Here is a 24,174-nt window from a genome sequence, read left to right as displayed (position 1 = left end):
TTCCAACCACTATCCCAACAGGAGAACCTGATGTCAAAGACCGTCGCCGATGTACTCAAACTCGTCAAGGAAAGCGAGGTCAAGTTCATCGACTTCCGATTCACCGACACGCGAGGCAAGGAGCAGCACGTGACCGTGCCGGTATCCGCTTTCGATGAAGACAAGTTCACTTCGGGCCACGCGTTCGACGGCTCGTCGATCGCCGGCTGGAAGGGCATCGAAGCGTCGGACATGCAGCTCATGCCCGACCCGAACACCGCCAACATCGATCCGTTTTTTGAAGAAACGACGCTGATCCTCACCTGCGACGTCATCGACCCGGTCGACGGCAAGCCTTACGAGCGCGATCCGCGTTCGCTGGCCAAGCGTGCCGAGGCTTACATGAAGGCCTCCGGCCTGGGCGATACGGCCTACTTCGGACCGGAACCAGAATTCTTCGTGTTCGACAGCGTTCGCTGGAAGAACGACATGTCGGGCTGCTTCGTGAAGATCGATTCCGAAGAGGCTTCGTGGAACACCGACAAGGAATACGAACACGGCAACACCGGCCATCGCCCCGCAACCAAGGGCGGCTACTTTCCGGTTCCGCCAGTCGACAGTTTCCAGGACATGCGCTCCGAAATGTGCCTGGTGCTCGAAGCATTGGGCATTCCGGTCGAAGTGCATCATCACGAAGTCGCGAATGCGGGCCAGATGGAACTCGGCACCAAGTTCAGCACGCTGACACAGCGCGCCGACTGGGTCCAGTTGCAGAAGTACGTGATCCAGAACGTGGCCCACGCCTACGGCAAGACCGCTACCTTCATGCCCAAGCCGATCGTTGGCGACAACGGTTCCGGCATGCACGTGCACCAGTCGGTCTGGAAAGACGGCAAGAACCTGTTTGCGGGCGACGGCTATGCAGGCCTGTCGGAATTCGCGCTGTTCTACATCGGCGGCATCATCAAGCACGCCCGCGCGTTGAACGCCATCACCAATCCTGGAACCAACAGCTACAAGCGCCTGGTCCCCGGATTCGAGGCTCCGGTGAAGCTGGCGTACTCGGCCAAAAATCGCTCGGCTTCGATCCGTATTCCGTTCGTCGCAAACCCCAAGGGCCGCCGCGTCGAAGCGCGCTTCCCTGATCCACTGATGAACCCGTACCTGGGTTTTGCCGCATTGCTGATGGCCGGCCTCGACGGCGTTGAAAACAAAATCCATCCGGGCGAAGCCGCCACCAAGGATCTGTACCATCTGCCGCCGGAAGAAGACGCGCTGATCCCGACCGTGTGCCACAGCCTCGACCAGGCGCTGGAGCATCTCGACAAAGACCGCGCCTTCCTCACCAAGGGCGGCGTGTTCACCGATTCGTACATCGATGCGTACATCGATTTGAAGATGACCGAAGTCACGCGCTTCCGCATGGCGACGCACCCGGTCGAATTCGACATGTACTACTCGCTGTAAACCGGCTTACCCGGTTCACGCGTTAAAAAAGGACGGCCTAGGCCGTCCTTTTCTTTTTGTGGGGAACAAGCCGAAGGTCGTATTGTCGAATTGCACGAAAATGTCAGCTTGATGCGCACTACCTCCACCCCCATGAAGACTGCTTCTTTTCTATTGATGGCCGCCTCGTTCGTCGCATCTCTGGCCGGCGTATCTGCCTTCGCGCAGGAGAAAGTTTTTCGCTGTGGCAACGAATACACCAACAACGCAGCCGACGCGGCCAAGCGCGGCTGCAAGGTGATGGAAGGCGGCAACCTGACGATTGTGCAAGGCACGACGCCGCGTGGCGCTTCGGTTGGCAGTAGCGCCGGTGGCTCTTCGGCCGCAAAGGCACCGGCCGGCAGCCCGCGCGTCGAGGGCTCCGACCAGCGCGCACGCGATGGTGAGGCCCGCTCGGTGCTCGAGTCCGAACTCAAAAAGGCCGAGTCCCGGCAAGCCGAATTGTTGAAGGACTTCAACAATGGCGAGCCCGAGAAGCAGGGCGCGGAGAGTCGCAATTACCAGAAATATCTCGATCGGGTCGCCGAAATGAAGGCCGAGATTGCCCGCAACGAAAGCGACATCGCCGGCATCCGGCGCGAAATAGGCCGCTTGCCGGCTAGAAACTGAGGATGGTTTTCGGCAAGCCCGCCGGCACCGGCAAGCGTTTTCAAACCTTCGATCTTCTCTCTACATTGATCGCCGTCGTCCGCATGGACGGCGCGGTTTCGTTCGCCAACGCCGCGCTTGAAGACGCGCTAGGTACGTCGCGTCGAACGCTTGAAGGTTCACCGTTCGGCAACTGTTTCAATGAGCCGAACGTCTTCCGCACTGCTATCGATGGTGCGCGCAGCAACGACTTTGCGACGCTGCGCTACGAAGCGCTGCTGCGCCGCGGCAGCCACGAAATGATGCCGGTGCAGGTGACCCTGGCGCAAGGCGACAAGCCGGGCGAACTCATCATCGAGCTGATTCCCATCGAGCAGCAAGTGCGGCAAGACCGCGAAGAGCGTTTGCTCGACCAGGCGCAGGCCAACAAGGAACTGATTCGCAATCTGGCGCACGAAATCAAGAACCCGCTCGGCGGCATCCGTGGCGCTGCGCAGCTGCTTCAGATGGAGGTGGAGTCGCGTGATCTTGTCGAGTACACGCAGGTCATCATTCATGAGGCCGACCGGCTGCAGACGCTGGTAGATCGGCTGCTGGCGCCCCATCGGCGGCCGCATGTGGTGGGTGACGTCAACATCCATGAAGTGTGCGAGCGGGTACGCTCGGTGATCTTGGCGGAGTTCCCGCGCGACCTCGACATCGAGCGCGATTTCGACCCGTCACTGCCGGAGTTTCGCGGCGATCGTGAGCAGCTGATTCAGGCCACGCTCAACATCGTTCACAACGCGGCGCAGGCGTTGGCCGAGCGACGCGCGGCCGGCGACGCGCGCATCACGCTCAAGACGCGCGTTGCCCGACAAGTGATCTTCAATAAGCAGTGGTATCGATTGGCACTGGAATTGCATGTCATCGACAACGGACCGGGTGTGCCGGATGCGATCAAGGACCGCATCTTTTACCCACTCGTCTCCGGAAGGGAAGGTGGAACCGGGCTGGGGCTGACGCTAGCGCAGACATTTGTGCAGCAGCACCACGGCCTGATCGAGTGCGACAGCGTACCGGGCCGAACCGATTTCAAAATACTGATACCGCTGCCATAGCGCAGCGATGGCAACAAGGAGCTGCATGAAGCCGATTTGGATAGTGGACGACGACCAGTCGATCCGCTTCGTGCTGGAAAAAGCGCTGCTGCGCGAAGACCTGCCGACACGCAGCTTCACCAACACCCGCGAAGTGCTCGCCGCACTTGAGCTGGCAGCCGACGATGAAACGCAGGGCCCTCAAGTCCTGGTGAGCGACATCCGCATGCCCGGCGGCTCCGGGCTCGACTTGCTCGACAAGATCAAGGCCAAGCACCCCGGCCTGCCCGTCATCATCATGACGGCGTTCTCCGACCTCGATAGCGCCGTTTCCGCGTTCCAGGGAGGCGCTTTCGAATACCTGCCCAAGCCTTTCGATTTGCCGCGCGCAGTCGAGTTGATCCGTCGGGCCGTCGACGAAAGCCAGCGCGAAGAAGTGGCCGAAGAGCGCATGGCCGCCGCCCCCGAAATGCTCGGCCAGGCACCTGCCATGCAGGACGTGTTCCGTGCCATCGGCCGGCTGTCGCAGAGCAACGTGACGGTGCTGATCACCGGTGAATCGGGTTCCGGCAAAGAGCTGGTGGCGCGCGCGTTGCACAAGCATTCGCCGCGCACCAATGGCCCGTTTGTCGCTATCAACACCGCCGCCATTCCCAAGGATTTGCTCGAGAGCGAATTGTTCGGTCACGAGCGCGGCGCCTTCACCGGAGCGCAGACCATGCGACGCGGCCGCTTCGAACAGGCCGAAGGCGGGACGCTGTTTCTCGATGAAATCGGCGACATGCCGTTCGACCTGCAGACGCGTTTATTGCGCGTGCTGAGCGACGGTCACTTCTATCGGGTCGGTGGCCACAACTCTGTCAAGGCGAACGTGCGCGTCATCGCCGCAACCCATCAAGACCTGGAACAGCGCGTCAAGATCGGTGGCTTTCGCGAAGACTTGTTTCACCGGCTCAACGTGATTCGTCTGCGCCTGCCGGCTTTGCGCGAGCGCGGTGAAGATGTGCCCGCGCTCACTCGGCACTTCCTGCAGCAGAGCGCCAAGCAACTCGGCGTCGAGCCCAAGCGCATCTCGGATGCCGCGCTGACGCAGCTTGCGACCTTCGCGTTTCCGGGCAACGTGCGTCAGCTCGAGAATATTTGCCACTGGCTGACCGTCATGGCGCCCGCGCAGCTGGTCGAAACCAAAGACTTGCCGCCCGAGGTGCTGGCGGTGGTGCCGGTCGAAGCGCCGATGCTTTCGCATGCCCAGCCGCAGGTTGCGGCGGTTGCGCCTTCCCATTCGGTCGAGCACATCGCTGTGCCGGCGCCAGTGTTGACCGCCATGACAGAAGCTTCTACCTCCGCGGGTTCTGCAGGCTGGGAATCCGGGCTCGAAGGCGAGGCGCAGGCTCTGCTCGAAGCCGGGCGGAACGATGTCTGGGATGTCTTGTCGAAACGCTTCGAGTCTCGTTTGATTCTCACGGCGCTGGCGAACACGCGCGGCCGGCGCATCGAGGCTGCACAAAAGCTCGGCATCGGACGCAATACGATCACGCGCAAGATCCAGGAGCTCGGCATCGAGTGATGCCGGCCTGCTGCATGCCGGTGTGTGCGGCGGGGTGCCTTACTTCAGCAGTTCGCTCAAGCTCACCGGCTTGATCTTGCCGCCTTCGACAGTCACGACCACCGGATCGACGATGGTGCCGCCCACCGCATCGACGCCCTTGAATTCGCCGGCGTTCTGCTCTTTCGGCATCTTCATCAGCGCGTCGTTCATCTGTGCGCGAATGGCGGCCGCATCGGTGGTCGTACCCGCTGCTTTCATGGCCGCGGCCAGCGCGTGCGTCATGGCGTAGTTGTACGAAGATTCGGTGGTCGGGTCTTTGTCGGCGCCGTACGCCTTGCGGTATGCCGCGGCAAAGGCCTTGGGCCCCGTGCGTTCGTCGTATGAAACCGGCATCACACCAATGGAGCCTTCGAGCATGGCCAGCCCACCGGTGACCTTGGACATCTCATCGAGCTTGGCCTGGTCCATGATTAAAAAACCGCCCTTGAACCCGAGCTCGCGCGCCTGTTTGGCGACCAGCGCGGTTGGCTCCGAAGGGCCGCCTATGAAGAGCACGTCGGGCTTCTCGGCCAGCACCCGGCTCACGCCGCTGTAGAAGTCGGCCGAGCGGTTGTACGACATGGGGTTGTTGGAAACCACCGTGCCGCCGGCCTTGATCCACGCTGGCTCGAACAATGCGCTCCAGTTCTTGGCGTAGTCGTGGTCACCCGGCAGCATGCCGACCTTCTTGCCGTACTTCTTCATCTCGTATTTGGTGAACGGCTCGATGTACGAATTGAACGTCGGAGGAATGCGGATGGTCAGCTTGTTGCCGGTTTCTGTGATCTTGGGCGTGCTCGAGTACGCCATCACGATGAACTTCTCTTGCTCGTTGAAGGCCTGCATGGCGTAGATGCCGCCGGAATGCGGCACGAACACTGCCGCCGTCTGGTATTGCTGCACCAGCCGACGCGCGTTGATGGCTGCTTCAGCCGGGGAGTACTTGTCGTCCAGCGACACGAGTTCGAGCTTGACCTTCTTGCCGGCCACCTCGAGCCCGGCGGCGTTGATCTCCTTGATCGCCATCTCTATGCCGTTGACCACGTTCTTGCCATACAGCGCGGCACCGCCGCTCAACGGGCCGGTGTAGCCGATCTTGACGAGGTCTTGCGCCAAGGCAGAGCCGGCACCCATGGCGCCTATCGCCCCGAGCAGGGTCGTAGCGATGGGCAACAGGGCCAGGCGGCGGCGGAGGGTCGTGGTCTTCATGGTCAGAGTCTCCTGAGGGTTGAAACGAATGGAAGGAAAGTAGCAGCGAGGCGGTGAGGCTCGTTGTCGCGTGCGGTCATGCGCAGGTGATTGTTGGGCCGTACGTTGGTCATGCGATCAGGCGCCGATGTAGGCAGCGCGCACCGCCTCGTTGTTGAGCAATGAATCACGATCGCCTTCGAGCGTGATGCGGCCACGTTCGATGACGTAGGCGCGATGCGCGATCGCCAGCGCCGAGTACGCGTTCTGTTCTGCCAGCAGCACCGTGGTGCCCGCACGGTTGATCCGCTGGATGACCTCGAACACCTGCTTCACGACCAGCGGCGCCAAGCCGAGCGACGGCTCGTCGAGCAGCAACACCTTGGGTCGTCCGAGGATTGCGCGGCCGATCGCCACCATTTGCTGCTGCCCGCCGGACAGCGAGCCGGCCGGGTCGTTCTGCTTTTTTTCGAGAATTGGAAACAGGCCGAACACCTCGTCGAGCGAACGCTTGATGCCGGCTTTGTCGCTGCGGTGGACATAGGCGCCGAGCACCAGATTCTTTTTGACCGACATCATCGGAAAGAGCTTCCGTCCTTCGGGGCAGTGAACAACACCGGCTCCGACGATCTGCGCCGGTCGCTTGCCGACCAACTCGCTGTCGGCGAATCGAATGCTGCCGGCACTCGCTTTTTGAATGCCGCTGGCCGCCATGAAGATCGATGTCTTGCCCGCACCGTTGGCGCCTAGCAGAACCACGAGTTCGCCGGCAGACGCATGCATCGTGACGCCGCTCAGCGCGCGAAAGCTGCCGTAGTGAAGGTCGACGTTTTCAAACCGCAGCATGGTCGGCTCCGGCATGGGTTCCCGCATCGGTCCCGAGGTAGGCTTCGATGACTTGCGGATCGCGGCGGATTTCGGCCGGCGTTCCTTCGGCGATCTTGGCGCCGTTGTTGAGCACGACGATCTTGTCGGCCAGCCGCATGATCATGTCCATCTTGTGTTCGATCAGACACACGGTCTTGCCATGGTCGACCAGCTTTCGAATCAGTGCCGCAAGTCCCACGGTTTCTTCTGGATTGACGCCACCGGCGGGTTCGTCGAGCAATAGCAACTCGGGGTCGGTTGCCAGTGCCAGCGCAAAGGCGACGCGCTTGCGCTCCTCTTGCGTGATGTCGGCGGCGATGCGGTTCGCGATATGGGAGAGGCCGACGAAGTCGAGCGACTCCCGTGCCTTCTCGCGGCACAGGCGCTCTTCGCCTTGGAGCCTCTTGCTGTTGACCACGACATCCCACAGACCCGACTGCGTGCGCAACCGATAGCCGACGATCAGGTTGTCGAGCACCGTTGCGTTGTCGAACAGGTGAGTCGACTGAAAAGTACGTGCAATGCCGAGACCTGCCACCTGATCGGGCCGCAAGCCCGTGACGTCTTGTCCCTTGAATTCGATGCGTCCGGACGTCGGCTTGTGCGTGCCCGCCACCAGGTTGAAGAAGGTGGTCTTGCCGGCGCCGTTGGGGCCGATGATGGCGCTGACCTGGCCGCGCTCGAAGCGCGTGGTGACGTGGTCGACGGCGGTGAGGCCGAAGAAGTGCTTGGTCAGGTCGGTGATCTCAAGCATGGTGCTTTGCCTTCGCCGTCGTTTCGATGAACTGCGTGGTTTCGGCCGCAGCAGACTCCGCTGCATCGGCGCGCCGCGCACGCCGCTTCAGGTAGGTGCCGACGATGCCGTTGGGCAAGAAGATGATGAGCGCGATCAGCACTGGACCGAAGACGACCATGCGGTAGTCCTGCAGGAACTGCAAGCTCTGTGTGAGCCAGGTGACCAGGAAGGTGCCGACCAGTGGTCCGAGCAGCGTGCCGATGCCGCCGACCAGTATGAACATCACGAGGTCGAAGGTCACGGTTTCGCTTGCGAGATCGGGACCGAGAAAGCGCACCTGCCCGGCGTAGAGCGCGCCGGCAAAACCGGCGTACGTCACCGACAGCACGAACGACAGCGTCTTGGTGCGCATCAGGTTGATGCCCAGCGCCTCGGCCAGTTCGTCGCTGTTGCGCACCGCCATGAAGCTGCGCCCGAGCAGCGAGCGCACGATGCGCGCCATGATCCAGATGGCCAGTGCCAGGAAGGCAAGCACCAGGTAGTACTGCGACAGCGGCGTGCCGAACTGCAGCGGGCCGATGCCGCTCGGCGCCGGAATGCCCATGATGCCGACCGGCCCGTGTGTCAGGCTCTCCCACTTTTCGATCAGCAAAAACATGATGTAGCTGATGCACAGCGTGAAGATCGAAAAATAATGGCCCTTGAGCCGCAGCGACAGCAGCCCGACGAAGAAGCCGATGCTGGCCGTCACCAAGCCGGCGAGCACAAATGCGACCCAGAATGGCACCTGGTGATCGACCGTCAGGATGCCTACCGTGTACGCGCCGACCGCCATGAAAGCGCCGTGCGCCAGGTTGAACTGGCCGGTGTAGCCGGTGATGAGGTTGAGCCCCAGTGCCGCGATCGCCATGATGAAGGCTTGCGTTGCGACAGAGAGCAGGTAGTTGTTCTGCGCGAAGAGCGGAAAGATCAGCGCAACGACCGCCAGCAGGGCCCAGCCGGCTTTGCCTTCGAGCAGCTTCATCAGCGCGCTCCCTTGGGGGTGAAGAGGCCCTGCGGTCTGAACGACAGGATCACCACCAACAGAACGAAGGCGATGATGTCCTTGTAGTCGGTCGAGAAATAGAAGCCGCCAAAGCTCTCCGCCATGCCGATGATCAGGCCGCCCACGATGGCACCCGGAAAGCTGCCCATGCCGCCGAGGATGATGATGACGAAGGCCTTGGTGATCACCAGGTTTCCCATCGCCGGATACACCAGGTTGATGGGCGCATAGAGCACCGCAGCGATAGCGGCGAGCGCCCCTGAAATTGCGAATACCAGCAGCGTTACGCGCGTGGCGTCGATGCCGACCAGCGCGGCGCCATCGCGGTTTTGCGCCATCGCAATGATGGTCGAGCCGATCACGGTGTAGTTCAGGAACAGGTGCAGCAAGATCATCAGGCTGAACGCGCCCGCGATGATCAGCAGACGCTGCAGCGGCGCGGTCAATCCAAAGATTTCAACGACCTGTCCATAAGGCGTTGGCATGCGATGAAACTCGGCGCCGAACACGGCCTGCGCGCCGGCTTCGAGGAACAGCAGGATGCCGATGGCCGCGATCATGTCGTGCAGTTCTGGCGCGTTGCGCAGCGGGTGAAACACGAGTCGGTCGGCCAGCATTGCCAGCACCGCCACGGCCGCGGCGGCACCGAGCATGGCGATCCAGTAATTGAGCCCGAGCGCCGTCATCAGGTAGTAGCCGACGAACGCACCGGCCATGTAGAACGTGCCGTGCGCGAAGTTAGGGACGTGAAGAATGCCGTACACCAGCGTGAGGCCGAGCGCCACCAGGCTGTACACGCCGCCCACGGTCAGGCCGTTGAGCAATTGCTGAAAAAAAAGTTCCAAATCGATCCCCTGCACAACTCCTGCGCGACGCTCGAAAGCACGTCTACAACGCAGGCCCGCGATTGTGGAAGCTGGGGTCGCTCTCGTCGACTGAGGTTTGCCCGAAGACTCGCTGTCGCCTCAGTGACTGATCGGTGCAACGTTGGTCGCGAGGTCCAGGGAAACGAGGTCCATGGAAAGCTAGCGCGAGCGCTGGCCGAGCGTCAACGAATCAAGCTGGAAGTTGCCGCCCTTGTCCCAAAGCCAGGTCTCGACATAGGTGTGGGCGCCGAGCTTGCCGGGACTCGGTAACGGCGACGCCTCCTTGATGAGTTCGGCGATCTTCGGGGGCACCTCAGGTGCGTGACTCGGCACGCGGCTGTAGAAAACGTTGATCACCTTGCCGTTCGCATCGACATCAGTCTCGACTACGACGACTGCGTAAACCAGCGGCGGAATCTTGCCCTTGAAGATGCGCTTTGGGTAGATCTTGTAGATGTGCGCTGCGGCAATCTTGCGATAGCTTTTGACAGCTGGTGTCTGCGCACTAATGAGTCGCACCGTCGGTACATCCGAATTGGCTTCAGCCGCCTTTTCCGATGCGGTTGCTGCAGATTCTTTGGCCGCTTCTTTCTCGTCCGACTTGAAGAGACCACATCCCGCGAGCAGGGACGACAGCGCGAGCGACAGGACGAGGCCTGAAAGAAGGCAATAGCGACGCATCGGTTCAGCCACCGAGCGCGAGTGTCACCGGCGCATGGTCGCTCGGCTTCTCCCATTTGCGGGGGACGCGATCGACCGTGCAGCTCTTTGCGAGTGGTACCAATGGCCCACTGACAAGGATGTGGTCGATGCGCAGGCCACGGTTTTTCTGGTACCCCAGCATCCGGTAGTCCCACCACGAGTAGCTCTTTTCTGGCTGCTCGAAAAGCCGGAAGCTGTCGGTCAAGCCGAGCGCCAGCAAGGCCTTGAAGTGGTCGCGCTCTTCAGTCGTGTGATGAATGGTCTCGGCCAGCCCGATAGGGTCGAAGCTGTCGCGGTCTTCCAGCACGATGTTGAAATCGCCGAGCAGCACCAGCTTCGGGTGTGCGGCCATTTCCGCGCGAAGCCACTCGCGCAAGCCATCGAGCCAGCGCATCTTGTAGGCGAACTTGTCGCTGCCCGGCGCCTGCCCGTTGACGAAGTAGCCGTTGACGACGCGCACATCGCCAATCGGCGTTTCGAGCGTGGCGCTGATTACGCGCGAATGTTCGTCGACGAATCCACCGATGTTTTTCGCGACGTCGCGCATCGGCAGGCGGCTCAGGATCGCGACGCCGTTGTACGTCTTCTGGCCGAACACCGCAGCGTCGTAGCCGGCCGCCTTGAGTACATCGAGCGGAAACTTTTCGTCGCTCATCTTGAGCTCTTGCAGGCACAGCACATCGATGGGATTGGCGGCAAGCCAGTCGAGCACGTGCTGCAGGCGAGCGGTCAGGGAATTTACGTTCCAGGTGGCGATCTTCATGGTCGTTCCATCGTGACGAAGCTGAACCGCAGTCCGTTCGTCGAGGTGTGGGGAGTGCGGGAGGTCTCGTGCCAGCCAGCCGCCATTGCAGGCGCAAACGCATCGCCCTCGTAATCGCGATGAATCTCGGTGATGACTGCGCGCTGCGCCAGCGGTTCGGCCTCCGCATAGATCTCCGCGCCGCCGATCACCCAAACTTCGGGTGCTTGCGTCTGTTTGGCGTGGGCCAGCGCATCGAGAAGGCTCGATGCGGTTTGCGCGCCTTCTTCGTGCCAGGCTTGCTGACGCGTCACGACTATGTTGGTGCGGCCCGGCAGCGGCCGGAATCTGGGTGGCAGTGAGTCCCAGGTCTTGCGACCCATGATCACCGGCGCCTTGGCAGTCTGCGCCTTGAAGTGCGCCATGTCTTCCGGCAAGTGCCAAGGCAAGGTGCCGTTCGCGCCAATGACGCCATTGGCCGCACGCGCGAAGATGAGGTTGATGCGCATCACACAGCGACCGGTGCCTTGATGGCCGGATGCGGGTCGTAGCCTTCGAACGCGAAGTCTTCGTACTGGTAGTCGAAGATCGACTCGGGCTTGCGCTTGATCACCAGCGTCGGATACGGGTGCGGCGTGCGGCTTAGTTGGAGCGCGACTTGCTCCGCGTGGTTGCTGTAGATGTGGCAGTCGCCGCCGGTCCAGACGAAGTCGCCGACATCGAGATCGCACTGCTGCGCGACCATGTGCGTGAGCAGTGCGTAGCTCGCGATGTTGAAAGGAACGCCCAGGAAGATGTCGGCGCTGCGCTGATAGAGCTGGCAGCTCAGCTTGCCGCGCTCACCTTCGTTTTGCGGCGGTGCCACGTAGAACTGGAAGAAGGCGTGACATGGCATCAACGCCATCTTCGACAGCTCGGCCACGTTCCATGCACTCACGATGATGCGGCGCGAATCCGGATTGGTCTTGAGCGTCTTGATGACGTCGGAGATCTGGTCGATGTGGCCGCCGTCCGGCGTCGGCCAGCTCCTCCACTGCACGCCATACACCGGGCCGAGGTCGCCGTCCTCGCGTGCCCACTCGTTCCAGATCGTGACGCCGCGCTCGGTCAGCCAGTTGTTGTCGCTGGAGCCGGTGAGAAACCACAGCAGTTCCTGAATGATCGACTTGACGTGCACCTTCTTCGTCGTGATCAGCGGAAAGCCCTCGTTCAAGTCGAGGCGCATCTGGTAGCCGAACACGCTCTTCGTGCCGGTGCCGGTGCGGTCACTCTTGTGCACGCCGTGCGTGTCGACGTGGCGCATGAAGTCTTCGTATTGGGAACGAACGGGATAAGGACTTGTCATTTCAATAGCCTCCGAACAATGCGTCGAGGGCATCCTGGATTTGAAGTTGGTGGGTAGCAATGTTGACGACGGGTCGACGCAACTCTCCTATGGGAATAGCACCGATCGAGGCCGTGTCCATGACGACGGATTTCCCCGCAACTTCAAACTGAGGGTTCAACCCGCGCACCGGGGTACTGTATCGACCGGCAGCGAAAAGTGGCACGACCACGCGCGTTTCAAAGCCAGCAAGGTAGTCGCTCTGCACGTCAAGTATGAAAGGAATCGCGGTGCGGCCGGCCGCTTCAGGGTTCGCGTAGACATCGAAGCGTGCCATCAGGCTTTCTTCCCATCGCCGAGGCTGCGCGCAAAGGTTCTGTATTTGGCCAAAGGCAGACCTTCTTTGGCGATTCGTGCGTTGTGCGCCGCGACGCCTTGTTGGCTCTCTTCAGCCCACTTTTCCCAGTAACGGCGCTTCACCTCTTCCGCCAGCAAGCCATCGACGGTTTGCGAAACATTCATGCCGAGCTCGCGCGCCATTTCCAGCACCTTGCTGTTCAGCGAAAGGTTGGTTGCCTTCTTGGGTGCGTTATCGAAGTGGAGCATGTGCTTCTTTTCGTGGATGATTTATGCGCATAGTTTACGCGCACTTGCCGCGTGAGAGCGGTAGCGAGGCAGGCGTTTTAAATTTCTGGTGCCCGGCGTAGCATCGCCCCATGACTCAAAACCACGACGATCATGGTCATGCGCACAGCGAGCTGAGCGACATGGATTTGCGGGTGCGTGCTCTCGAGACCGTGCTCACGCAAAAGGGCTACATCGACCCGGCAGCGCTAGACGTATTGATCGATACCTATCAGACCCGCATCGGTCCGCGCAATGGCGCGCTCGTCGTGGCGCGGTCGTGGGTCGACCCCGCGTATCGCGACTGGCTCCGGGCCGATGCGAGTGCGGCCATCGCGTCGCTCGGCTACAGCGGTCGGCAGGGTGAGCACATGGTCGCGGTCGAGAACACACCAGCGCTGCACAACATGGTGGTGTGCACGCTGTGCAGTTGCTATCCGTGGCCGGTGCTGGGCCTGCCGCCCACCTGGTACAAAAGCGCCGCCTACCGCGCGCGGGCCGTCAAGGATCCGCGCGGCGTGTTGGCTGATTTTGGCGTGACGTTGCCCGAGGCCGCGCGCATTCGCATTTGGGATTCGACGGCCGAGGTGCGTTACCTTGTGATCCCCGAGCGGCCCGCGGGCACCGAGGCGTTGGACGAAGCGCAACTCGCCGCGCTGGTGTCGCGCGACTCGATGATCGGCACCGCCCTCGTGCATGCGCACACGCAGGCCCCCGCGCCGGGAACGTCGGCATGAGCGGCGCAACAATGGGCACGATGCCGCAAACGACGCCGTACGTCAGCCATGCCGATCTCGGCGGACAGGCCGGTCACGGCGCAGTGCTGCCCGAGCCCGAAGGCGAACTCTTTCATGCCGATTGGGAGCCACGCGTGTTGGCCATGACGCTGGCGATGGGCGCAACCGGCAGCTGGAACATCGACACCAGCCGGGCAGTACGCGAAACCCTGTCCGACTACTCGCAGCTCGACTACTACCGCATCTGGTGCGCCGCGCTTGAAAAGCTCATGCTTCAGCGCGGCCAGTTGTTTGCCGACGAAATGGCTGCAGGCCGCATGCTGCACGACCCCGCACCGGTGTTGCGCACATTGCAGGCTTTCAGCGTCACCGCCGCGTTGGCCAAAGGCACGCCGACCGAACGCCCTGCCACAACGTCTGCGCGCTTCGCGGTCGGGCAGTGGGTTCGCACCCGCGCGGAGGCCGTCGATCACCACACCCGCTTGCCGTGCTACGTGCGCGGCAAGCGCGGCCGCATCGACCGCGTGCTCGGCACGCATGTCTTCGCTGACAGCCATGCGCAGGGCCTGGGCGAAGCGCCGCAATGGCTTTACACGGTGGTCTTCGACGCGGCGGAGCTTTGGTCCGATCAGACGCTGGAGCACGGTGGAGGCTCCGACGTATCGGTCGACGCCTGGGAGTGCTACTTGCACGAGGCCGCATGAGCGATCTGTTCGCGTCGTCTCCGGGACTGCCGCGCGACGCCGAGGGACCCGTCTTCCGCGAGCCGTGGGAGGCGCAAGCATTCGCAATGGCATTGGCGCTGCACGAGCGCGGACTATTTACATGGGTGGAGTGGGCCGACGCGTTGTCGCGGCAGATCGCAGCTGCGCAAGCTGCAGGCGATCCGGACACCGGCGATACCTACTACCGTCACTGGCTGGCGGCACTCGAAAGCCTGGTCGCCGAAAAAGGCGCGAGTTCGACCGATGAGTTGGCGACCTACCGCCACGCCTGGGACCACGCGGCCGACCGGACACCGCACGGGCAATCGATCGAATTGCGCGCAACCGATTTCGGCTGAAACCTCGGAGGGTCGGCGCAGCTCCGCTCGTCGCCCAGCGCTTCAGACGCGGATCACACGTCCAGGATTCAAGATGTTCTGCGGGTCGAGCCCGCGCTTGATCGCGCGCATCATGCCGAGCGCGACCGGCGACTTGTGCTTTTCGAGCTTGTCGACCTTGAGCCCGCCGATACCATGCTCGGCCGAGAACGAGCCGCCGAATTCAGCGACCGCGTCGTACACCAGCGTATTGACCCGCCCTTCTTGCTCGTTGAGAAAAGCCTTCGGATCGCCGTCGATCGGCGCCTGCACGTTGTAGTGAAGGTTGCCATCGCCGAGGTGGCCAAAATTGACCAGTCGCACACCCGGAATCTCACGCTGGAGCAGCGCATCGGTCGCCGCCACGAAGGCCGGAATGCGCGACACCGCGATCGAGATGTCATGCTTGATGTTCAAGCCTTCTTCGGCCTGCGCCAGCGGAATGTTCTCGCGGATGTGCCAGAGCTGGTGCACCTGCGTCAGGTTCTCGGCAACGACCGCATCGGTCACGCAGCCGTCTTCGAAGGCCGTTTCGAGCAGCGCTTCGAAGCGCGCACGCGCATGCTCCTCGGACTCGCTGTCCGAGTTTTCCAGCAGTACACACCACGGCACGGCGGCATCGTCGACGAAGGGCACGCGCAGTTGCGGCATGTGCTTGGCTACCAGGCTGAGTGCGAACTTGCCCATCACTTCGAAGCCGGTCAAGCCGGAACCGAGGTGCTTGTGCGCGAGGCCCAGCAAGGTCACCGCGTGTTCGAGCGAGGGCACGGCTGCCCAAGCTGTGAGGCGTGCGGCGGGCAGTGGGTACAGCTTCATCGTGGCGGCCGTGATGATGCAGAGGGTGCCTTCGCTGCCGATCATCAGATCGCGCAGGTCGTAGCCGGTGTTGTCTTTGCGGAGGCCACTGGTGCCCTCCCAGATCTCGCCTTGCGGCGTGACGACTTCAAGCCCGAGGCAGAGGTCCCGCGTGTTGCCGTAGCGCACGACCTGCGTGCCGCCAGCGTTGGTCGCCAGGTTGCCGCCGATGGTGCAGCTGCCTTCGGCGGCGAGGCTCAGCGGGAACAGAAACCCGGCCTTCTCGGCCGCCTCTTGCAGCGTTTGCAGGATGCAACCGGCTTCCACTGTCATCGTCAGATTGGCCGCGTCGGTGGCGCGAATCGCATTCATGCGCTGCAGGCTCAGCAGCACCTGCGTGCCGCTGGCATCGGGCGTCGACCCGACCGCGAGGCCGGTGTTGCCGCCCTGCGGCACGATCGACGTGCCGACTGCGGCGCAGGCCTTGACGACTGCGGCAACCTGCTGCGTGTTGGCCGGGCGGACAACGGCCAGCGCCTTGCCGCGTTCGCGCTTGCGCCAGTCTTGCTCCCATACGGTGAGGTCGCCTTCTGTAAGGACGTTGCCAGCGCCGACGATGGCGCGCAGTTGTTCGATGAGTGCGGTCAAGGCGCTGAACCCTCCAGATTGCCAACGTTTCGAAGAGCGGCGGCCTGGCTCAAGCGCGTGCGCACGTGCCAGGCACAGGCCACGAAAAGAGAGAGGCACAGGCCGACTTCGATCAGCGCGAGTATCTGACCCACGCCATTGCGGTCGCTCCAGGCGCGCACCACGCCCTCGATGAAATAAAGCCAGATCATCAGGCTGACCCAGCGGTAGGTGTACATGCGGTTTTTGAGCAGCCCGGCGAGCGGCACGACCAACGGCAGCACCTTGAGCGCGAGCAGCGATCCGCCAGGCCGGATCGGCGCAAGCCACAGCTCCCACACAAGGCCGAGCAAGATGAGTCCCACGAGGCTGCCGACAGCGAGCCGGCGCGTTGCGACCACGCTGGAACTGACCGGTGCTGCGGGGACAGCGGCGGTGGAAGCGGCGGCTGAAGAGGGCTGCGGGGAGGTGGTTTTCATGTTCGAGATCTCCCCTCGTGCATGGCGCCAGCGGCGTTCCTCGGGCCGCGCAAGGGTTCACTCCTATGATACCGACCATGGATCGACAGCAGCTCTGGAAAGGCTTTGCCCGCTTTCCGTGGCGCAACACCGCCGCGGTGCTGGGTGAGCGCTTTCGCGAAGACCGGCTGGGGCTCACCGCGAGCAGCCTGACCTTTACCACGACCATCGCGATGGTCCCGTTCTTTACCGTTGCGCTGGCGCTCTTCACCGTGTTTCCGATGTTCTCGACGCTGGAGGGACGCCTCCAGCGCTGGTTCATCCAAAGCCTGATCCCGGACAACATCGCGCGACAGGTGCTGGGCTATCTCAATCAGTTCTCCAGCAAGGCCAGCGGGCTCGGCATCGCCGGGCTGCTCGTGCTGCTGGTCACGGCCATCGCTCTCTTCCTGACAATCGACAAGACGCTCAACAACATCTGGCGCGTGCGGTCTCCGCGACCGTTCGCTCAGCGCGTGCTGATCTATTGGGCGGCCATCACGTTGGGGCCGTTGATCCTCGCCATCAGCCTGTCGACGACGTCGTATGTCTTCGCGGCGTCGCGGGGAGTCGTCGGGGACAGTGGCGGCATCCTCAAGCTGCTGTTCGACACCTTCGAATTCGTCTTGCTGGCCGCCGGCATCGCGTCGCTCTATCACTACGTGCCCAACACCAACGTGCGCTGGTCGCACGCTTGGGTCGGCGGCTTCTTCGTGGCGGCCGCCATCGAAATCGCCAAGCGCGTGCTCGGCTACTACCTGCGACTGGTGCCGAGCTACTCGATGGTGTACGGCGCCTTCGCGACCCTTCCGATCCTGCTCGTGTGGATCTACGTCGCGTGGGTCATCGTGCTGCTCGGCGCGGTGATCGCGGCCTACCTGCCGAGCCTGATCGCCGGTGTCTCGCGGCGCGGCAACACGGCCGGCTGGCCGCTGCAGCTCGCGGTCGAATCGCTGCAGCATCTGTCGCGGGCGCAAGGGACGGCGCGGCGGGGCCTGAGCGCCGAAGCTCTGGTCGCGACGATGAAGGTCGACCCGCTGCAGTTGGCGCCGGTGCTCGAAACGCTGGTCGCGCTCGACTGGATCGCGCCGATTGCCGAAGAACTCGGCACTGGCGACGCGCGCTACGTCTTGTTGGCCGACCCAGCCACGCCGCTCGAGCCCTTGCTCGAGGAGCTTTTGATGCCGAGTGCTGCGCCGCTAGAGAATCTGTGGCAAAAAGGGCCGCTGCGTTCGCTGCGCTTGCGAGATGTTCTGGCGAATGCATTGCCTGTCAAACCCGAAATTGCCAAGCTCCCCCCGCGTGACCGCTTCGCCTGACGCACTCGATGCCCCTGCCGTGCTCGCCATCCCTGGCGCGCCTGCGCAGGCACCGGCCATTGCCAGCGTGCCGTGGGTCGTCTGCTTGTGCGCCGAATGGTGCGGCGCGTGTCGCGAATACCGGCCGCTGTTCGAGCAGGTCGCGCGTGCGCATCCTTCGCTCCGATTCGCGTGGGTCGACATCGAAGACCACGCCGACATCGCCGACGATTTCGATGTCGAGACTTTTCCGACGCTGCTGGTCGCTGGTGCAGACGGCACGCGTTTCGCCGGCCCGTTGTTGCCGCACGCCGAAACGTTGAGCCGGTTGTTGTCTGCGTTGCAATCGCCCCAGCCTGCGGCGCCAGAGGTGACCGCGCTGCTGAAGGCACTCGAAGCCTCGCCGGCAACTTTTTCGGTGGGTACACCGTGAAGGTGCCGATGCCCCGAGCTTGAACCGGTCAACCGCGCAAAAAATCCCGCAACGCGAACAGCACATCGTCCGGCGCCTCGCTCATCAGCGCGTGGCCGGCGTGCACCATCACCACCTTGGCATTCGGCGTCTTGCTCGTCAGCGTCTTTGTGGCGCGCGGCTGCGTCATCTGATCGGCATCGCCAAGCAGGAACAGGACAGGACATCGCACCGCCGAAATCGCCGACTCACCGCCCGCGTAGTCGTTGCACGCCTTGAAGCCGACGTGGAAGACGTTGACGTCGCGGTTGCTCGACAGAACCCGGCGCATCAGCGCGCGCGAGCTGCCGTAGAGCCAGGTACCGGGGCCGAGTGAGGAGGGCGGCGGTGCCAACATCGAATGCGAGAAGTTGTTGACCATGTCGATCGCGCGCAGCGGCTGGTTGAGCGAGCTTTCGAGCAGTGCCGGTGACACGACCATCGGGTAGGCCGTACCCACCATCGCAAGGTGCGTTACGCGGGTTGGTGCGCGGGCAGCCGCTTCAAGCGCGATCAGCGAACCAAAACTGTGGCCGACCAGCGCGGCTTTCTCGATGCCGGCTGCGTCGAGTAGAGCAACGATGAATTGCGCGGCCTCTTCGACGCTCGCTGGCGGCGCGCCTGCGCTGCGGCAGTGGCCGGGCAGGTCGACAGCCAGCACGTTCCAGCCATGGTTGGCAAAGTAACGGCTCTGAAGAATCCAGACGCTGTGGTCGTTGAGCACGCCGTGGATGAAGACGACCGTCGGCTTGGCCGCATCGAGGGGCTTGCCGCCGGTGTAGGCGTACGTGGTGTGGCCGTTGACTGTGTAGTTCACATCAGGCCCCCGTCTTTTCAGCTGCCTTCAAAGCCCGCTTCAAATCGTCGATCAGGTCAGCCGGGTCTTCCAGCCCGATCGACAGCCGGATCGTCCCTTGAGAAATCCCCGCACCCGCCAGCGCCTCGTCGGTCATCCGGAAGTGCGTGGTGCTCGCCGGATGAATCACCAGACTGCGACAGTCACCCACGTTGGCCAAATGACTGAAGAGCTTCAGCGCTTCGATGAAAGTCTTGCCCTGCTCGCGACTGCCCTTGATGTCGAAGCTGAAGACTGCACCGGCACCCTTGGCGCCGTGACGCAACAGCTTTTTCGCCAGCGCATGACTCGGATGCGATTCGATCAGCGGATGGCCGACACGTGACACGAACGGATGCGCCGCCAGAAATTCGACCACCTTCTGCGTGTTGTCGATGTGCCGCTCCATCCGCAGAGGCAATGTCTCGATGCCCTGCAGGATGAGCCAGGCGGTGTGCGGGCTCATCGATGCACCGAAGTCGCGCAGGCCCTCGCGGCGGGCCCGCAGCAAAAAGGCGCCGACGGTGCTTTCCTCGCTGAAGACCATGTTGTGAAAGCCGTCGTAGGCCTCGGTCAGCTCTGCGAACTTGCCCGATCGTTCCCAGTCGAAACTGCCACCATCGACCACCACGCCGCCGATCACGGTGCCGTGCCCCGAAAGGAATTTCGTGGCCGAGTGGTAGACCAGATCGGCGCCCCAATCAAAGGGTTTGATGAGGTACGGAGACGTCAGCGTGGAGTCGACCAGCAGCGGCACGCCGGCCGCGTGCGCGATGTCGCTCACGGCCGGAATGTCGAGCACATCGAGGCCGGGGTTGCCCACGGTTTCACCGAAGAGCAGCTTGGTCTCGGGCCGGATCGCGGCCCGCCAGCCGTCGAAATCTCCCGGCTTCACGAAGGTCGTCTCGATGCCGAAGCGTCGCATCGTGTAGTGCAAAAGGTTCTGCGAGCCGCCATAGAGGGCCGTGCTCGCGACGATGTGCGAGCCCGCGCCCATCAGCGTCGCGATGCTCAGGTGCAGCGCGGCCTGTCCGCTGGCCGTGGCAATGGCGCCGATGCCGCCTTCGAGTGCCGCGACGCGCTGTTCGAGCACCGCGTTGGTCGGGTTGCTGATGCGCGAGTAGACATGGCCCGCGCGCTCCAGGTTGAAGAGCGCGGCCGCATGGTCGCTCGACTCGAAGACGAACGAAGTGGTGAGATGGATCGGCGTCGCGCGGGCACCGGTGGCGGGGTCGGGCGACGCGCCGGCGTGCAGCGCGAGCGTGTCGAAACCAGGGTCTGAATAGCCGGGCATGGGTCTCCTTGGGCAAAAACGCGAGGCCGATCTTGTTGATCGCCGGTCATTGTGGGCTATATTCAATTTGGCATTCCGCCGAGCCGAGGAGCATCAAGATGAAGGTCAGCGACATCCTGCGCGTCAAGGGCAGCACCCTCTTTACCGTTACGCCCGATGAGCCCCTGTCGACCGCGGTTTCGGTCATGGCGGAGAAAGACATCGGCTCGCTCGTCGTCATGGAACACGGCGACCTCGTCGGAATGCTCACGTTTCGCGAAGTCATCCTGGCGATCGTCAGCAATGGCGGCCAGGTTGGCGGCCAGGTTCGCCGGGCGATGGACGATGCACCCGTCACTTGCACCGTCGAGACCGACCTCGATGAAATCCGCCGCATCATGCTGGAGCGCCACGCGCGCTACATGCCCGTCATGGACAAACGCGTGTTGATGGGCGTGATCAGCTTCTACGACGTCGCCAAGGCGGTGGTCGACAGCCAGAATTTCGAGAACAAGATGCTCAAGGCGTATATCCGAGACTGGCCCACGGAAGAAGAGCCGGGCAACTGAGCCGATCGATTCGGCTCAGTGGGAGTCGGTTCAGTGCAGGTCGGCCGCCGCGTGAATCGCCTCGCGCACGCGTGGATAAATCTGCGCATTCCACTTGCTGCCACTGAACACGCCGTAGTGCCCGACGCCGGCCTGCAAATGGTGGGTCCGTAGATAAGGTCGAACGCCGGTGCACAGGTCCTGCGCAGCCACTGTCTGGCCGACCGCGCAGATGTCGTCCCTCTCGCCTTCGACCGTGATCAACGCCGTCTTGCGGATGGCGGCCGGGTTCACCTTGCGATCGCCCACGGTGAGCTCGCCACGCGGCAGGTCGTAAGTCTGGAACACCCGCTCGACCGTCTCCAGATAAAACTCCGCCGCCAAGTCGTTGACCGCCAGATACTCGTCGTAGAAATTGCGAATGGCGTCGGCCTTTTCGGTCTCGCCTTCGACCAGATGGGTGTACAGATCTTCAAACTGCTTCTTGTGCCGCTCCGGATTCATGCTCATGAAGGCCGACAGCTGAAGAAAGCCGGGGTACACCTTGCGCCCCATACCGGGGTGCGGAAACGGAACGCGGCTGATGAGGTTGTCCTTGAACCACTTGATCGGCTTGCTCACCGCCAGTGTGTTCACGCCCGTCGGGTTGATGCGGCAATCGACCGGGCCGGCCATCAGCGTCAAACTGCGCGGCGTGGCGGGGTTGTCGTCTTCAGACATCAGTGCCGTAGCGGCGAGCGCGGCTACGCAGGGCTGGCACACCGCCACCATGTGCGCGCCGGGGCCGATGGCTTCCATGAAGCTCATCAACTGCAGCGTGTATTCGTCGAGGCCGAAGCCGCCCTTGTACAGCGGCACATCGCGTGCGTTGTGCCAGTCGGTGATGTACACGTCGTGGTCGCGCAGCAGAGTGCGCACGGTTTCACGCAGCAGTGTCGCGAAATGGCCCGACAACGGTGCGGCCAGCAACACAGGCGGGTGCACCGCTTTAGTGTCTTTGCGAAAGTGCAGCAGCGTGCCGAAGTCTGCCACCAGCGTTTTCTCTTCGGTGACGGCCGTTTCGACGCCGTCGACCAGCACACTCTTGATGTTGTAGTCGGGCCGCGAATGCGTGAGGCGCATGCGCGAAAAGACTTCGAGCTTGGCGGCCATCTTGCGGGCCATGGTTCGCTCGGAGCCGTCTTGCCACAACGCGCTTCCAGTGAACTGGGCGAAGAGACGGGCGGGCGACATCATGTCGGCCTGGGTTTGATAGAGCCGGTAGAGCATGACGCTGCTGCAGGCAAGTTGCGGGCCATGCGGTGGTGGCATGGGCCTTGCAGAACGAAGTCCTACAGTCCCAAGGAGTGTCATCGCATGGCCAAACCCGTTCTCACGATCAGCAGCAAAAACTACGGCGCGTGGTCTCTGCGTGGCTGGCTCATGTGCAAGTTAGCCGGGCTCGATTTCAGCGAGACGATCATCCCGCCGGACGATCCGGCCATGAAGGCCGAGATGCTGCTGCTCTCGTCGTCGATGCTGGTGCCTTCGTTGCAACATGGCGGCATCAAGGTATGGGACACGCTGGCCATCGGCGAGTACTTGAACGAGATCAAGCCCAAGGCCGGCCTGCTGCCTGCCGACGCTGCGGCGCGCGCCCACTGCCGCGCCATCTGCGGCGAAATGCACTCTGGCTTCGCCTCGATGCGCGGCGCGTTGCCGATGAACATCAAGGCCCATTTCAAGGGCTTCAAGGTGTGGTCGCGAGCGCAGTCGGACATCGACCGCGTGGTCGCGATCTGGCGCGAGTGCTTCAAGTCTTATGGCGGTCCGTTTCTCTTCGGCAAGCAGCCGTGCATCGCCGACGCAATGTACGCGCCGGTCGTCACGCGCTTTTTGAGCTACGACGTGCCGCTCGACAGCGCCTGCATGTCGTATTGCAAGCGCGTGATGGAGCTGCCCGCGATGAAAGAGTGGGTGGCCGACGCCAAGCTCGAGCCCGAAGAAATCGACGAGCTGGACGCCGAGTTCTGACGTTTTCGCGCTGGTCGAATGAGCAGCCGAATGACAGGTTGCGCTGAACGCGTGTCGGTGGAATACTGGATGCAATCACAGTATCCGAGGCCACCGTGTCCGAAGCCTTCATTCCCCTCTCCGCCCTCAAAGGCCGCGGCGCCGCCAGCCGTCTCGCGCACCGCTTCGAGCGCGACACGCGCGAAGCGTGGGACGACGGGTGGGGTACGCTTGAGGAAGAGTACGGTGAGCCGCCGGCGCGCATCGAAACCGAAGTGCGCTTCGAAGACGTCAAGTCGGTCATCAACCAGAACGACTCGCCGGACATCCCGTTCGATCGCTCCATCAATCCGTATCGGGGCTGCGAGCACGGCTGCATCTATTGCTTCGCACGACCGACGCACAGCTACCTCAACCTGTCGCCGGGGCTCGACTTCGAAACCAAACTCATCGCCAAGCGCAACATCGCCGAGGTGCTGCGCACCGAGCTCGGCCGCAAGAGCTACAAGCCGAGCCACATCGCGATCGGCACCGCGACCGATTGCTACCAACCGATCGAACGCGAGCTGCGGCTGACGCGCTCGGCCATCGAAGTGTTCAAGGAAACGCGGCATCCGTTCGGCCTTGTGACCAAGTCGAGCGCGGTCGAGCAAGACCTGGATTTGATCGCGCCGATGGCGGCCGATCGGCTGGCCGCGGTGTACATCACAGTGACGACGCTCGATGGCGAACTGGCGCGCAAGCTCGAGCCGCGCGCCGCCGCGCCGCACCGGCGGTTACGCACCATCAAGACCTTGGTCGATGCCGGTGTGCCGGTGGGCGTGAGCGTAGCGCCGCAGATCCCGTTCATCAACGAAGACATGGAGCACGTGCTCGAAGCCGCTTGGGAGGCGGGCGCACGCAGCGCGTTCTACACAGTGATTCGGTTGCCGTGGGAAGTCGCGCCGCTCTTCAAGCAATGGCTCGAAGTGCATTACCCGGACCGTGCCGCGCGCGTCATGGCGCGCATCCGCGAGATGCGGGGCGGCAAGGACTACGACGCCGACTTCGCGACGCGCATGAAAGGCACTGGCTTGTGGGCCGACCTGATTCGCCAGCGCTTCGAGAAGGCGACGAACCGCATCGGCTTCAATCGGCAACGCGTCGAGCTCGATCTGTCGGCGTTCCGGCCGCCGGGTGTGGTGGGTCAGGGCGATCTGTTCTAAG

28 protein-coding genes are annotated in these 24,174 nt (G+C 62.8%); 12 read left to right on the top strand and 16 right to left on the bottom strand.

Annotated elements, in window-relative coordinates:
- Window positions 1–30 precede the first annotated feature (30 nt).
- From glnA to ntrC, 4 genes are all read left to right on the top strand, one after another.
- On the top strand, window positions 31–1,446 hold the full coding sequence (glnA, locus tag QN413_RS14895) for a type I glutamate--ammonia ligase (RefSeq protein WP_323497362.1): 1,416 nt from the start codon (window positions 31–33) through the stop codon (window positions 1,444–1,446).
- Window positions 1,447–1,578: 132 nt separating this feature from the next.
- Window positions 1,579–2,094, top strand: a complete 516-nt coding sequence (locus QN413_RS14890) for a hypothetical protein (protein ID WP_323497361.1) — start codon at window positions 1,579–1,581, stop codon at window positions 2,092–2,094.
- Between the two features lie 2 nt (window positions 2,095–2,096).
- On the top strand, window positions 2,097–3,173 hold the full coding sequence (glnL, locus tag QN413_RS14885; protein WP_323497360.1) for a nitrogen regulation protein NR(II): 1,077 nt from the start codon (window positions 2,097–2,099) through the stop codon (window positions 3,171–3,173).
- 25 nt (window positions 3,174–3,198) lie between these two features.
- A complete protein-coding gene (gene ntrC / locus QN413_RS14880; protein WP_323497359.1) occupies window positions 3,199–4,719 on the top strand; it encodes a nitrogen regulation protein NR(I) in 1,521 nt (506 codons plus the stop codon).
- Window positions 4,720–4,758: 39 nt separating this feature from the next.
- Here the strand turns inward: ntrC and QN413_RS14875 are convergent, their stop codons facing one another.
- The 11 genes from QN413_RS14875 to QN413_RS14825 all read right to left on the bottom strand — a co-directional run bounded on the left by QN413_RS14875 (window position 4,759) and on the right by QN413_RS14825 (window position 12,816).
- Window positions 4,759–5,949 carry an ABC transporter substrate-binding protein gene (locus QN413_RS14875; RefSeq protein WP_323497358.1) on the bottom strand — a complete coding sequence of 397 codons (1,191 nt, stop codon included), beginning with the start codon at window positions 5,947–5,949 and terminating at the stop codon, window positions 4,759–4,761.
- Between the two features lie 117 nt (window positions 5,950–6,066).
- Window positions 6,067–6,774 (bottom strand): ABC transporter ATP-binding protein, encoded by a 708-nt coding sequence (locus tag QN413_RS14870; RefSeq protein ID WP_187051092.1) that lies wholly within the window; start codon window positions 6,772–6,774, stop codon window positions 6,067–6,069.
- Window positions 6,761–7,549 (bottom strand): ABC transporter ATP-binding protein, encoded by a 789-nt coding sequence (locus tag QN413_RS14865; RefSeq protein WP_187051093.1) that lies wholly within the window; start codon window positions 7,547–7,549, stop codon window positions 6,761–6,763. The genes QN413_RS14870 and QN413_RS14865 overlap by 14 nt, the downstream gene beginning before the upstream one ends.
- Complete coding sequence (locus QN413_RS14860) at window positions 7,542–8,555, bottom strand: branched-chain amino acid ABC transporter permease (protein ID WP_323497357.1); 1,014 nt, start codon at window positions 8,553–8,555, stop codon at window positions 7,542–7,544. Before QN413_RS14860 ends, QN413_RS14865 begins: the two co-directional genes overlap by 8 nt.
- Complete coding sequence (locus QN413_RS14855; RefSeq protein ID WP_323497356.1) at window positions 8,555–9,421, bottom strand: branched-chain amino acid ABC transporter permease; 867 nt, start codon at window positions 9,419–9,421, stop codon at window positions 8,555–8,557. Before QN413_RS14855 ends, QN413_RS14860 begins: the two co-directional genes overlap by 1 nt.
- Window positions 9,422–9,601: 180 nt before the next feature.
- The gene (locus QN413_RS14850) at window positions 9,602–10,135 is read right to left on the bottom strand and encodes a hypothetical protein (RefSeq protein ID WP_323497355.1); all 534 of its coding nucleotides are present in this window, start codon (window positions 10,133–10,135) and stop codon (window positions 9,602–9,604) included.
- Window positions 10,128–10,907, bottom strand: a complete 780-nt coding sequence (gene xth / locus QN413_RS14845; protein ID WP_323497354.1) for an exodeoxyribonuclease III — start codon at window positions 10,905–10,907, stop codon at window positions 10,128–10,130. The genes QN413_RS14850 and xth overlap by 8 nt, the downstream gene beginning before the upstream one ends.
- Window positions 10,904–11,395 carry a dihydrofolate reductase gene (locus QN413_RS14840; protein ID WP_323497443.1) on the bottom strand — a complete coding sequence of 164 codons (492 nt, stop codon included), beginning with the start codon at window positions 11,393–11,395 and terminating at the stop codon, window positions 10,904–10,906. Before QN413_RS14840 ends, xth begins: the two co-directional genes overlap by 4 nt.
- Window positions 11,395–12,231, bottom strand: a complete 837-nt coding sequence (locus tag QN413_RS14835) for a thymidylate synthase (protein ID WP_323497353.1) — start codon at window positions 12,229–12,231, stop codon at window positions 11,395–11,397. Before QN413_RS14835 ends, QN413_RS14840 begins: the two co-directional genes overlap by 1 nt.
- A 1-nt stretch (window position 12,232) precedes the next feature.
- Complete coding sequence (locus QN413_RS14830) at window positions 12,233–12,547, bottom strand: CcdB family protein (RefSeq protein WP_323497352.1); 315 nt, start codon at window positions 12,545–12,547, stop codon at window positions 12,233–12,235.
- The gene (locus QN413_RS14825) at window positions 12,547–12,816 is read right to left on the bottom strand and encodes a type II toxin-antitoxin system CcdA family antitoxin (protein ID WP_323497351.1); all 270 of its coding nucleotides are present in this window, start codon (window positions 12,814–12,816) and stop codon (window positions 12,547–12,549) included. Before QN413_RS14825 ends, QN413_RS14830 begins: the two co-directional genes overlap by 1 nt.
- Before the next feature lie 110 nt (window positions 12,817–12,926).
- Between QN413_RS14825 and nthA the strand changes: the two genes are divergently transcribed.
- From nthA to QN413_RS14810, 3 genes are read left to right on the top strand one after another with little or no spacing between them, the layout of a single operon-like run.
- Entirely contained in the window at window positions 12,927–13,571 is a 645-nt protein-coding gene (gene nthA / locus QN413_RS14820; RefSeq protein ID WP_323497350.1) for a nitrile hydratase subunit alpha, read from the top strand.
- Window positions 13,568–14,275 (top strand): nitrile hydratase subunit beta, encoded by a 708-nt coding sequence (gene nthB / locus QN413_RS14815; RefSeq protein ID WP_323497349.1) that lies wholly within the window; start codon window positions 13,568–13,570, stop codon window positions 14,273–14,275. Before nthA ends, nthB begins: the two co-directional genes overlap by 4 nt.
- Complete coding sequence (locus QN413_RS14810; RefSeq protein ID WP_323497348.1) at window positions 14,272–14,634, top strand: nitrile hydratase accessory protein; 363 nt, start codon at window positions 14,272–14,274, stop codon at window positions 14,632–14,634. Before nthB ends, QN413_RS14810 begins: the two co-directional genes overlap by 4 nt.
- A 42-nt stretch (window positions 14,635–14,676) precedes the next feature.
- Here QN413_RS14810 and QN413_RS14805 read toward each other — a convergent pair whose 3' ends face one another.
- Together QN413_RS14805 and QN413_RS14800 are read right to left on the bottom strand one after the other, a co-directional pair.
- Window positions 14,677–16,095 carry an FAD-binding oxidoreductase gene (locus tag QN413_RS14805; protein WP_323497347.1) on the bottom strand — a complete coding sequence of 473 codons (1,419 nt, stop codon included), beginning with the start codon at window positions 16,093–16,095 and terminating at the stop codon, window positions 14,677–14,679.
- Window positions 16,092–16,553 (bottom strand): DUF2069 domain-containing protein, encoded by a 462-nt coding sequence (locus QN413_RS14800; protein ID WP_323497346.1) that lies wholly within the window; start codon window positions 16,551–16,553, stop codon window positions 16,092–16,094. The genes QN413_RS14805 and QN413_RS14800 overlap by 4 nt, the downstream gene beginning before the upstream one ends.
- A 65-nt stretch (window positions 16,554–16,618) precedes the next feature.
- Between QN413_RS14800 and QN413_RS14795 the strand changes: the two genes are divergently transcribed.
- Both QN413_RS14795 and QN413_RS14790 read left to right on the top strand, forming a co-directional pair.
- Window positions 16,619–17,890, top strand: a complete 1,272-nt coding sequence (locus tag QN413_RS14795; RefSeq protein WP_323497345.1) for a YihY family inner membrane protein — start codon at window positions 16,619–16,621, stop codon at window positions 17,888–17,890.
- 19 nt (window positions 17,891–17,909) lie between these two features.
- Window positions 17,910–18,302, top strand: coding sequence for a thioredoxin family protein (locus QN413_RS14790; protein ID WP_323497442.1), 393 nt, complete (start codon window positions 17,910–17,912; stop codon window positions 18,300–18,302).
- A gap of 28 nt (window positions 18,303–18,330) precedes the next feature.
- Here the strand turns inward: QN413_RS14790 and QN413_RS14785 are convergent, their stop codons facing one another.
- Both QN413_RS14785 and QN413_RS14780 read right to left on the bottom strand, forming a co-directional pair.
- Window positions 18,331–19,137 (bottom strand): alpha/beta hydrolase, encoded by an 807-nt coding sequence (locus QN413_RS14785; protein ID WP_323497344.1) that lies wholly within the window; start codon window positions 19,135–19,137, stop codon window positions 18,331–18,333.
- Window position 19,138: 1 nt separating this feature from the next.
- Window positions 19,139–20,449: an O-acetylhomoserine aminocarboxypropyltransferase gene (locus QN413_RS14780; protein ID WP_323497343.1), complete on the bottom strand. Its 1,311-nt coding sequence runs from the start codon at window positions 20,447–20,449 to the stop codon at window positions 19,139–19,141.
- Between the two features lie 98 nt (window positions 20,450–20,547).
- On the opposite strand from QN413_RS14780, the gene QN413_RS14775 reads away from it, so the two are divergent.
- Complete coding sequence (locus QN413_RS14775) at window positions 20,548–20,997, top strand: CBS domain-containing protein (RefSeq protein ID WP_187051114.1); 450 nt, start codon at window positions 20,548–20,550, stop codon at window positions 20,995–20,997.
- A gap of 30 nt (window positions 20,998–21,027) precedes the next feature.
- On the opposite strand, the gene QN413_RS14770 is transcribed toward QN413_RS14775, so the two are convergent.
- Complete coding sequence (locus QN413_RS14770; RefSeq protein ID WP_323497441.1) at window positions 21,028–22,245, bottom strand: polyhydroxyalkanoate depolymerase; 1,218 nt, start codon at window positions 22,243–22,245, stop codon at window positions 21,028–21,030.
- 87 nt (window positions 22,246–22,332) lie between these two features.
- Between QN413_RS14770 and QN413_RS14765 the strand changes: the two genes are divergently transcribed.
- Both QN413_RS14765 and QN413_RS14760 read left to right on the top strand, forming a co-directional pair.
- A complete protein-coding gene (locus QN413_RS14765) occupies window positions 22,333–22,989 on the top strand; it encodes a glutathione S-transferase family protein (protein WP_323497342.1) in 657 nt (218 codons plus the stop codon).
- A 95-nt stretch (window positions 22,990–23,084) separates the two neighbouring features.
- Window positions 23,085–24,173 carry a PA0069 family radical SAM protein gene (locus tag QN413_RS14760; RefSeq protein WP_323497341.1) on the top strand — a complete coding sequence of 363 codons (1,089 nt, stop codon included), beginning with the start codon at window positions 23,085–23,087 and terminating at the stop codon, window positions 24,171–24,173.
- Window position 24,174: the final 1 nt, after the last annotated feature.

Origin of the sequence: Variovorax sp. LG9.2, from assembly GCF_035018885.1 — a bacterium.
Lineage (GTDB): Bacteria > Pseudomonadota > Gammaproteobacteria > Burkholderiales > Burkholderiaceae_C > Variovorax.
The sequence above is the reverse complement of the archived record's forward strand: the minus strand, read 5'-3'. Positions and strand labels throughout refer to the sequence as shown.

Excerpts from the sequence above, each read along its gene's own strand:
- QN413_RS14835 (WP_323497353.1), bottom strand. The coding sequence starts at position 12,231 with ATGACAAGTCCTTATCCCGTTCGTTCCCAATACGAAGACTTCATGCGC.
- QN413_RS14830 (WP_323497352.1), bottom strand. The coding sequence starts at position 12,547 with ATGGCACGCTTCGATGTCTACGCGAACCCTGAAGCGGCCGGCCGCACC.
- QN413_RS14865 (WP_187051093.1), bottom strand. The coding sequence starts at position 7,549 with ATGCTTGAGATCACCGACCTGACCAAGCACTTCTTCGGCCTCACCGCC.
- QN413_RS14890 (WP_323497361.1), top strand. The coding sequence starts at position 1,579 with ATGAAGACTGCTTCTTTTCTATTGATGGCCGCCTCGTTCGTCGCATCT.
- nthB (WP_323497349.1), top strand. The coding sequence starts at position 13,568 with ATGAGCGGCGCAACAATGGGCACGATGCCGCAAACGACGCCGTACGTC.
- glnA (WP_323497362.1), top strand. The coding sequence starts at position 31 with ATGTCAAAGACCGTCGCCGATGTACTCAAACTCGTCAAGGAAAGCGAG.
- QN413_RS14870 (WP_187051092.1), bottom strand. The coding sequence starts at position 6,774 with ATGCTGCGGTTTGAAAACGTCGACCTTCACTACGGCAGCTTTCGCGCG.
- QN413_RS14875 (WP_323497358.1), bottom strand. The coding sequence starts at position 5,949 with ATGAAGACCACGACCCTCCGCCGCCGCCTGGCCCTGTTGCCCATCGCT.
- ntrC (WP_323497359.1), top strand. The coding sequence starts at position 3,199 with ATGAAGCCGATTTGGATAGTGGACGACGACCAGTCGATCCGCTTCGTG.
- QN413_RS14775 (WP_187051114.1), top strand. The coding sequence starts at position 20,548 with ATGAAGGTCAGCGACATCCTGCGCGTCAAGGGCAGCACCCTCTTTACC.
- xth (WP_323497354.1), bottom strand. The coding sequence starts at position 10,907 with ATGAAGATCGCCACCTGGAACGTAAATTCCCTGACCGCTCGCCTGCAG.
- QN413_RS14800 (WP_323497346.1), bottom strand. The coding sequence starts at position 16,553 with ATGAAAACCACCTCCCCGCAGCCCTCTTCAGCCGCCGCTTCCACCGCC.
- glnL (WP_323497360.1), top strand. The coding sequence starts at position 2,097 with ATGGTTTTCGGCAAGCCCGCCGGCACCGGCAAGCGTTTTCAAACCTTC.
- QN413_RS14795 (WP_323497345.1), top strand. The coding sequence starts at position 16,619 with ATGATACCGACCATGGATCGACAGCAGCTCTGGAAAGGCTTTGCCCGC.
- QN413_RS14765 (WP_323497342.1), top strand. The coding sequence starts at position 22,333 with ATGGCCAAACCCGTTCTCACGATCAGCAGCAAAAACTACGGCGCGTGG.
- QN413_RS14860 (WP_323497357.1), bottom strand. The coding sequence starts at position 8,555 with ATGAAGCTGCTCGAAGGCAAAGCCGGCTGGGCCCTGCTGGCGGTCGTT.
- QN413_RS14840 (WP_323497443.1), bottom strand. The coding sequence starts at position 11,395 with ATGCGCATCAACCTCATCTTCGCGCGTGCGGCCAATGGCGTCATTGGC.
- QN413_RS14825 (WP_323497351.1), bottom strand. The coding sequence starts at position 12,816 with ATGCTCCACTTCGATAACGCACCCAAGAAGGCAACCAACCTTTCGCTG.
- QN413_RS14770 (WP_323497441.1), bottom strand. The coding sequence starts at position 22,245 with ATGCTCTACCGGCTCTATCAAACCCAGGCCGACATGATGTCGCCCGCC.
- QN413_RS14810 (WP_323497348.1), top strand. The coding sequence starts at position 14,272 with ATGAGCGATCTGTTCGCGTCGTCTCCGGGACTGCCGCGCGACGCCGAG.
- QN413_RS14780 (WP_323497343.1), bottom strand. The coding sequence starts at position 20,449 with ATGCCCGGCTATTCAGACCCTGGTTTCGACACGCTCGCGCTGCACGCC.
- nthA (WP_323497350.1), top strand. The coding sequence starts at position 12,927 with ATGACTCAAAACCACGACGATCATGGTCATGCGCACAGCGAGCTGAGC.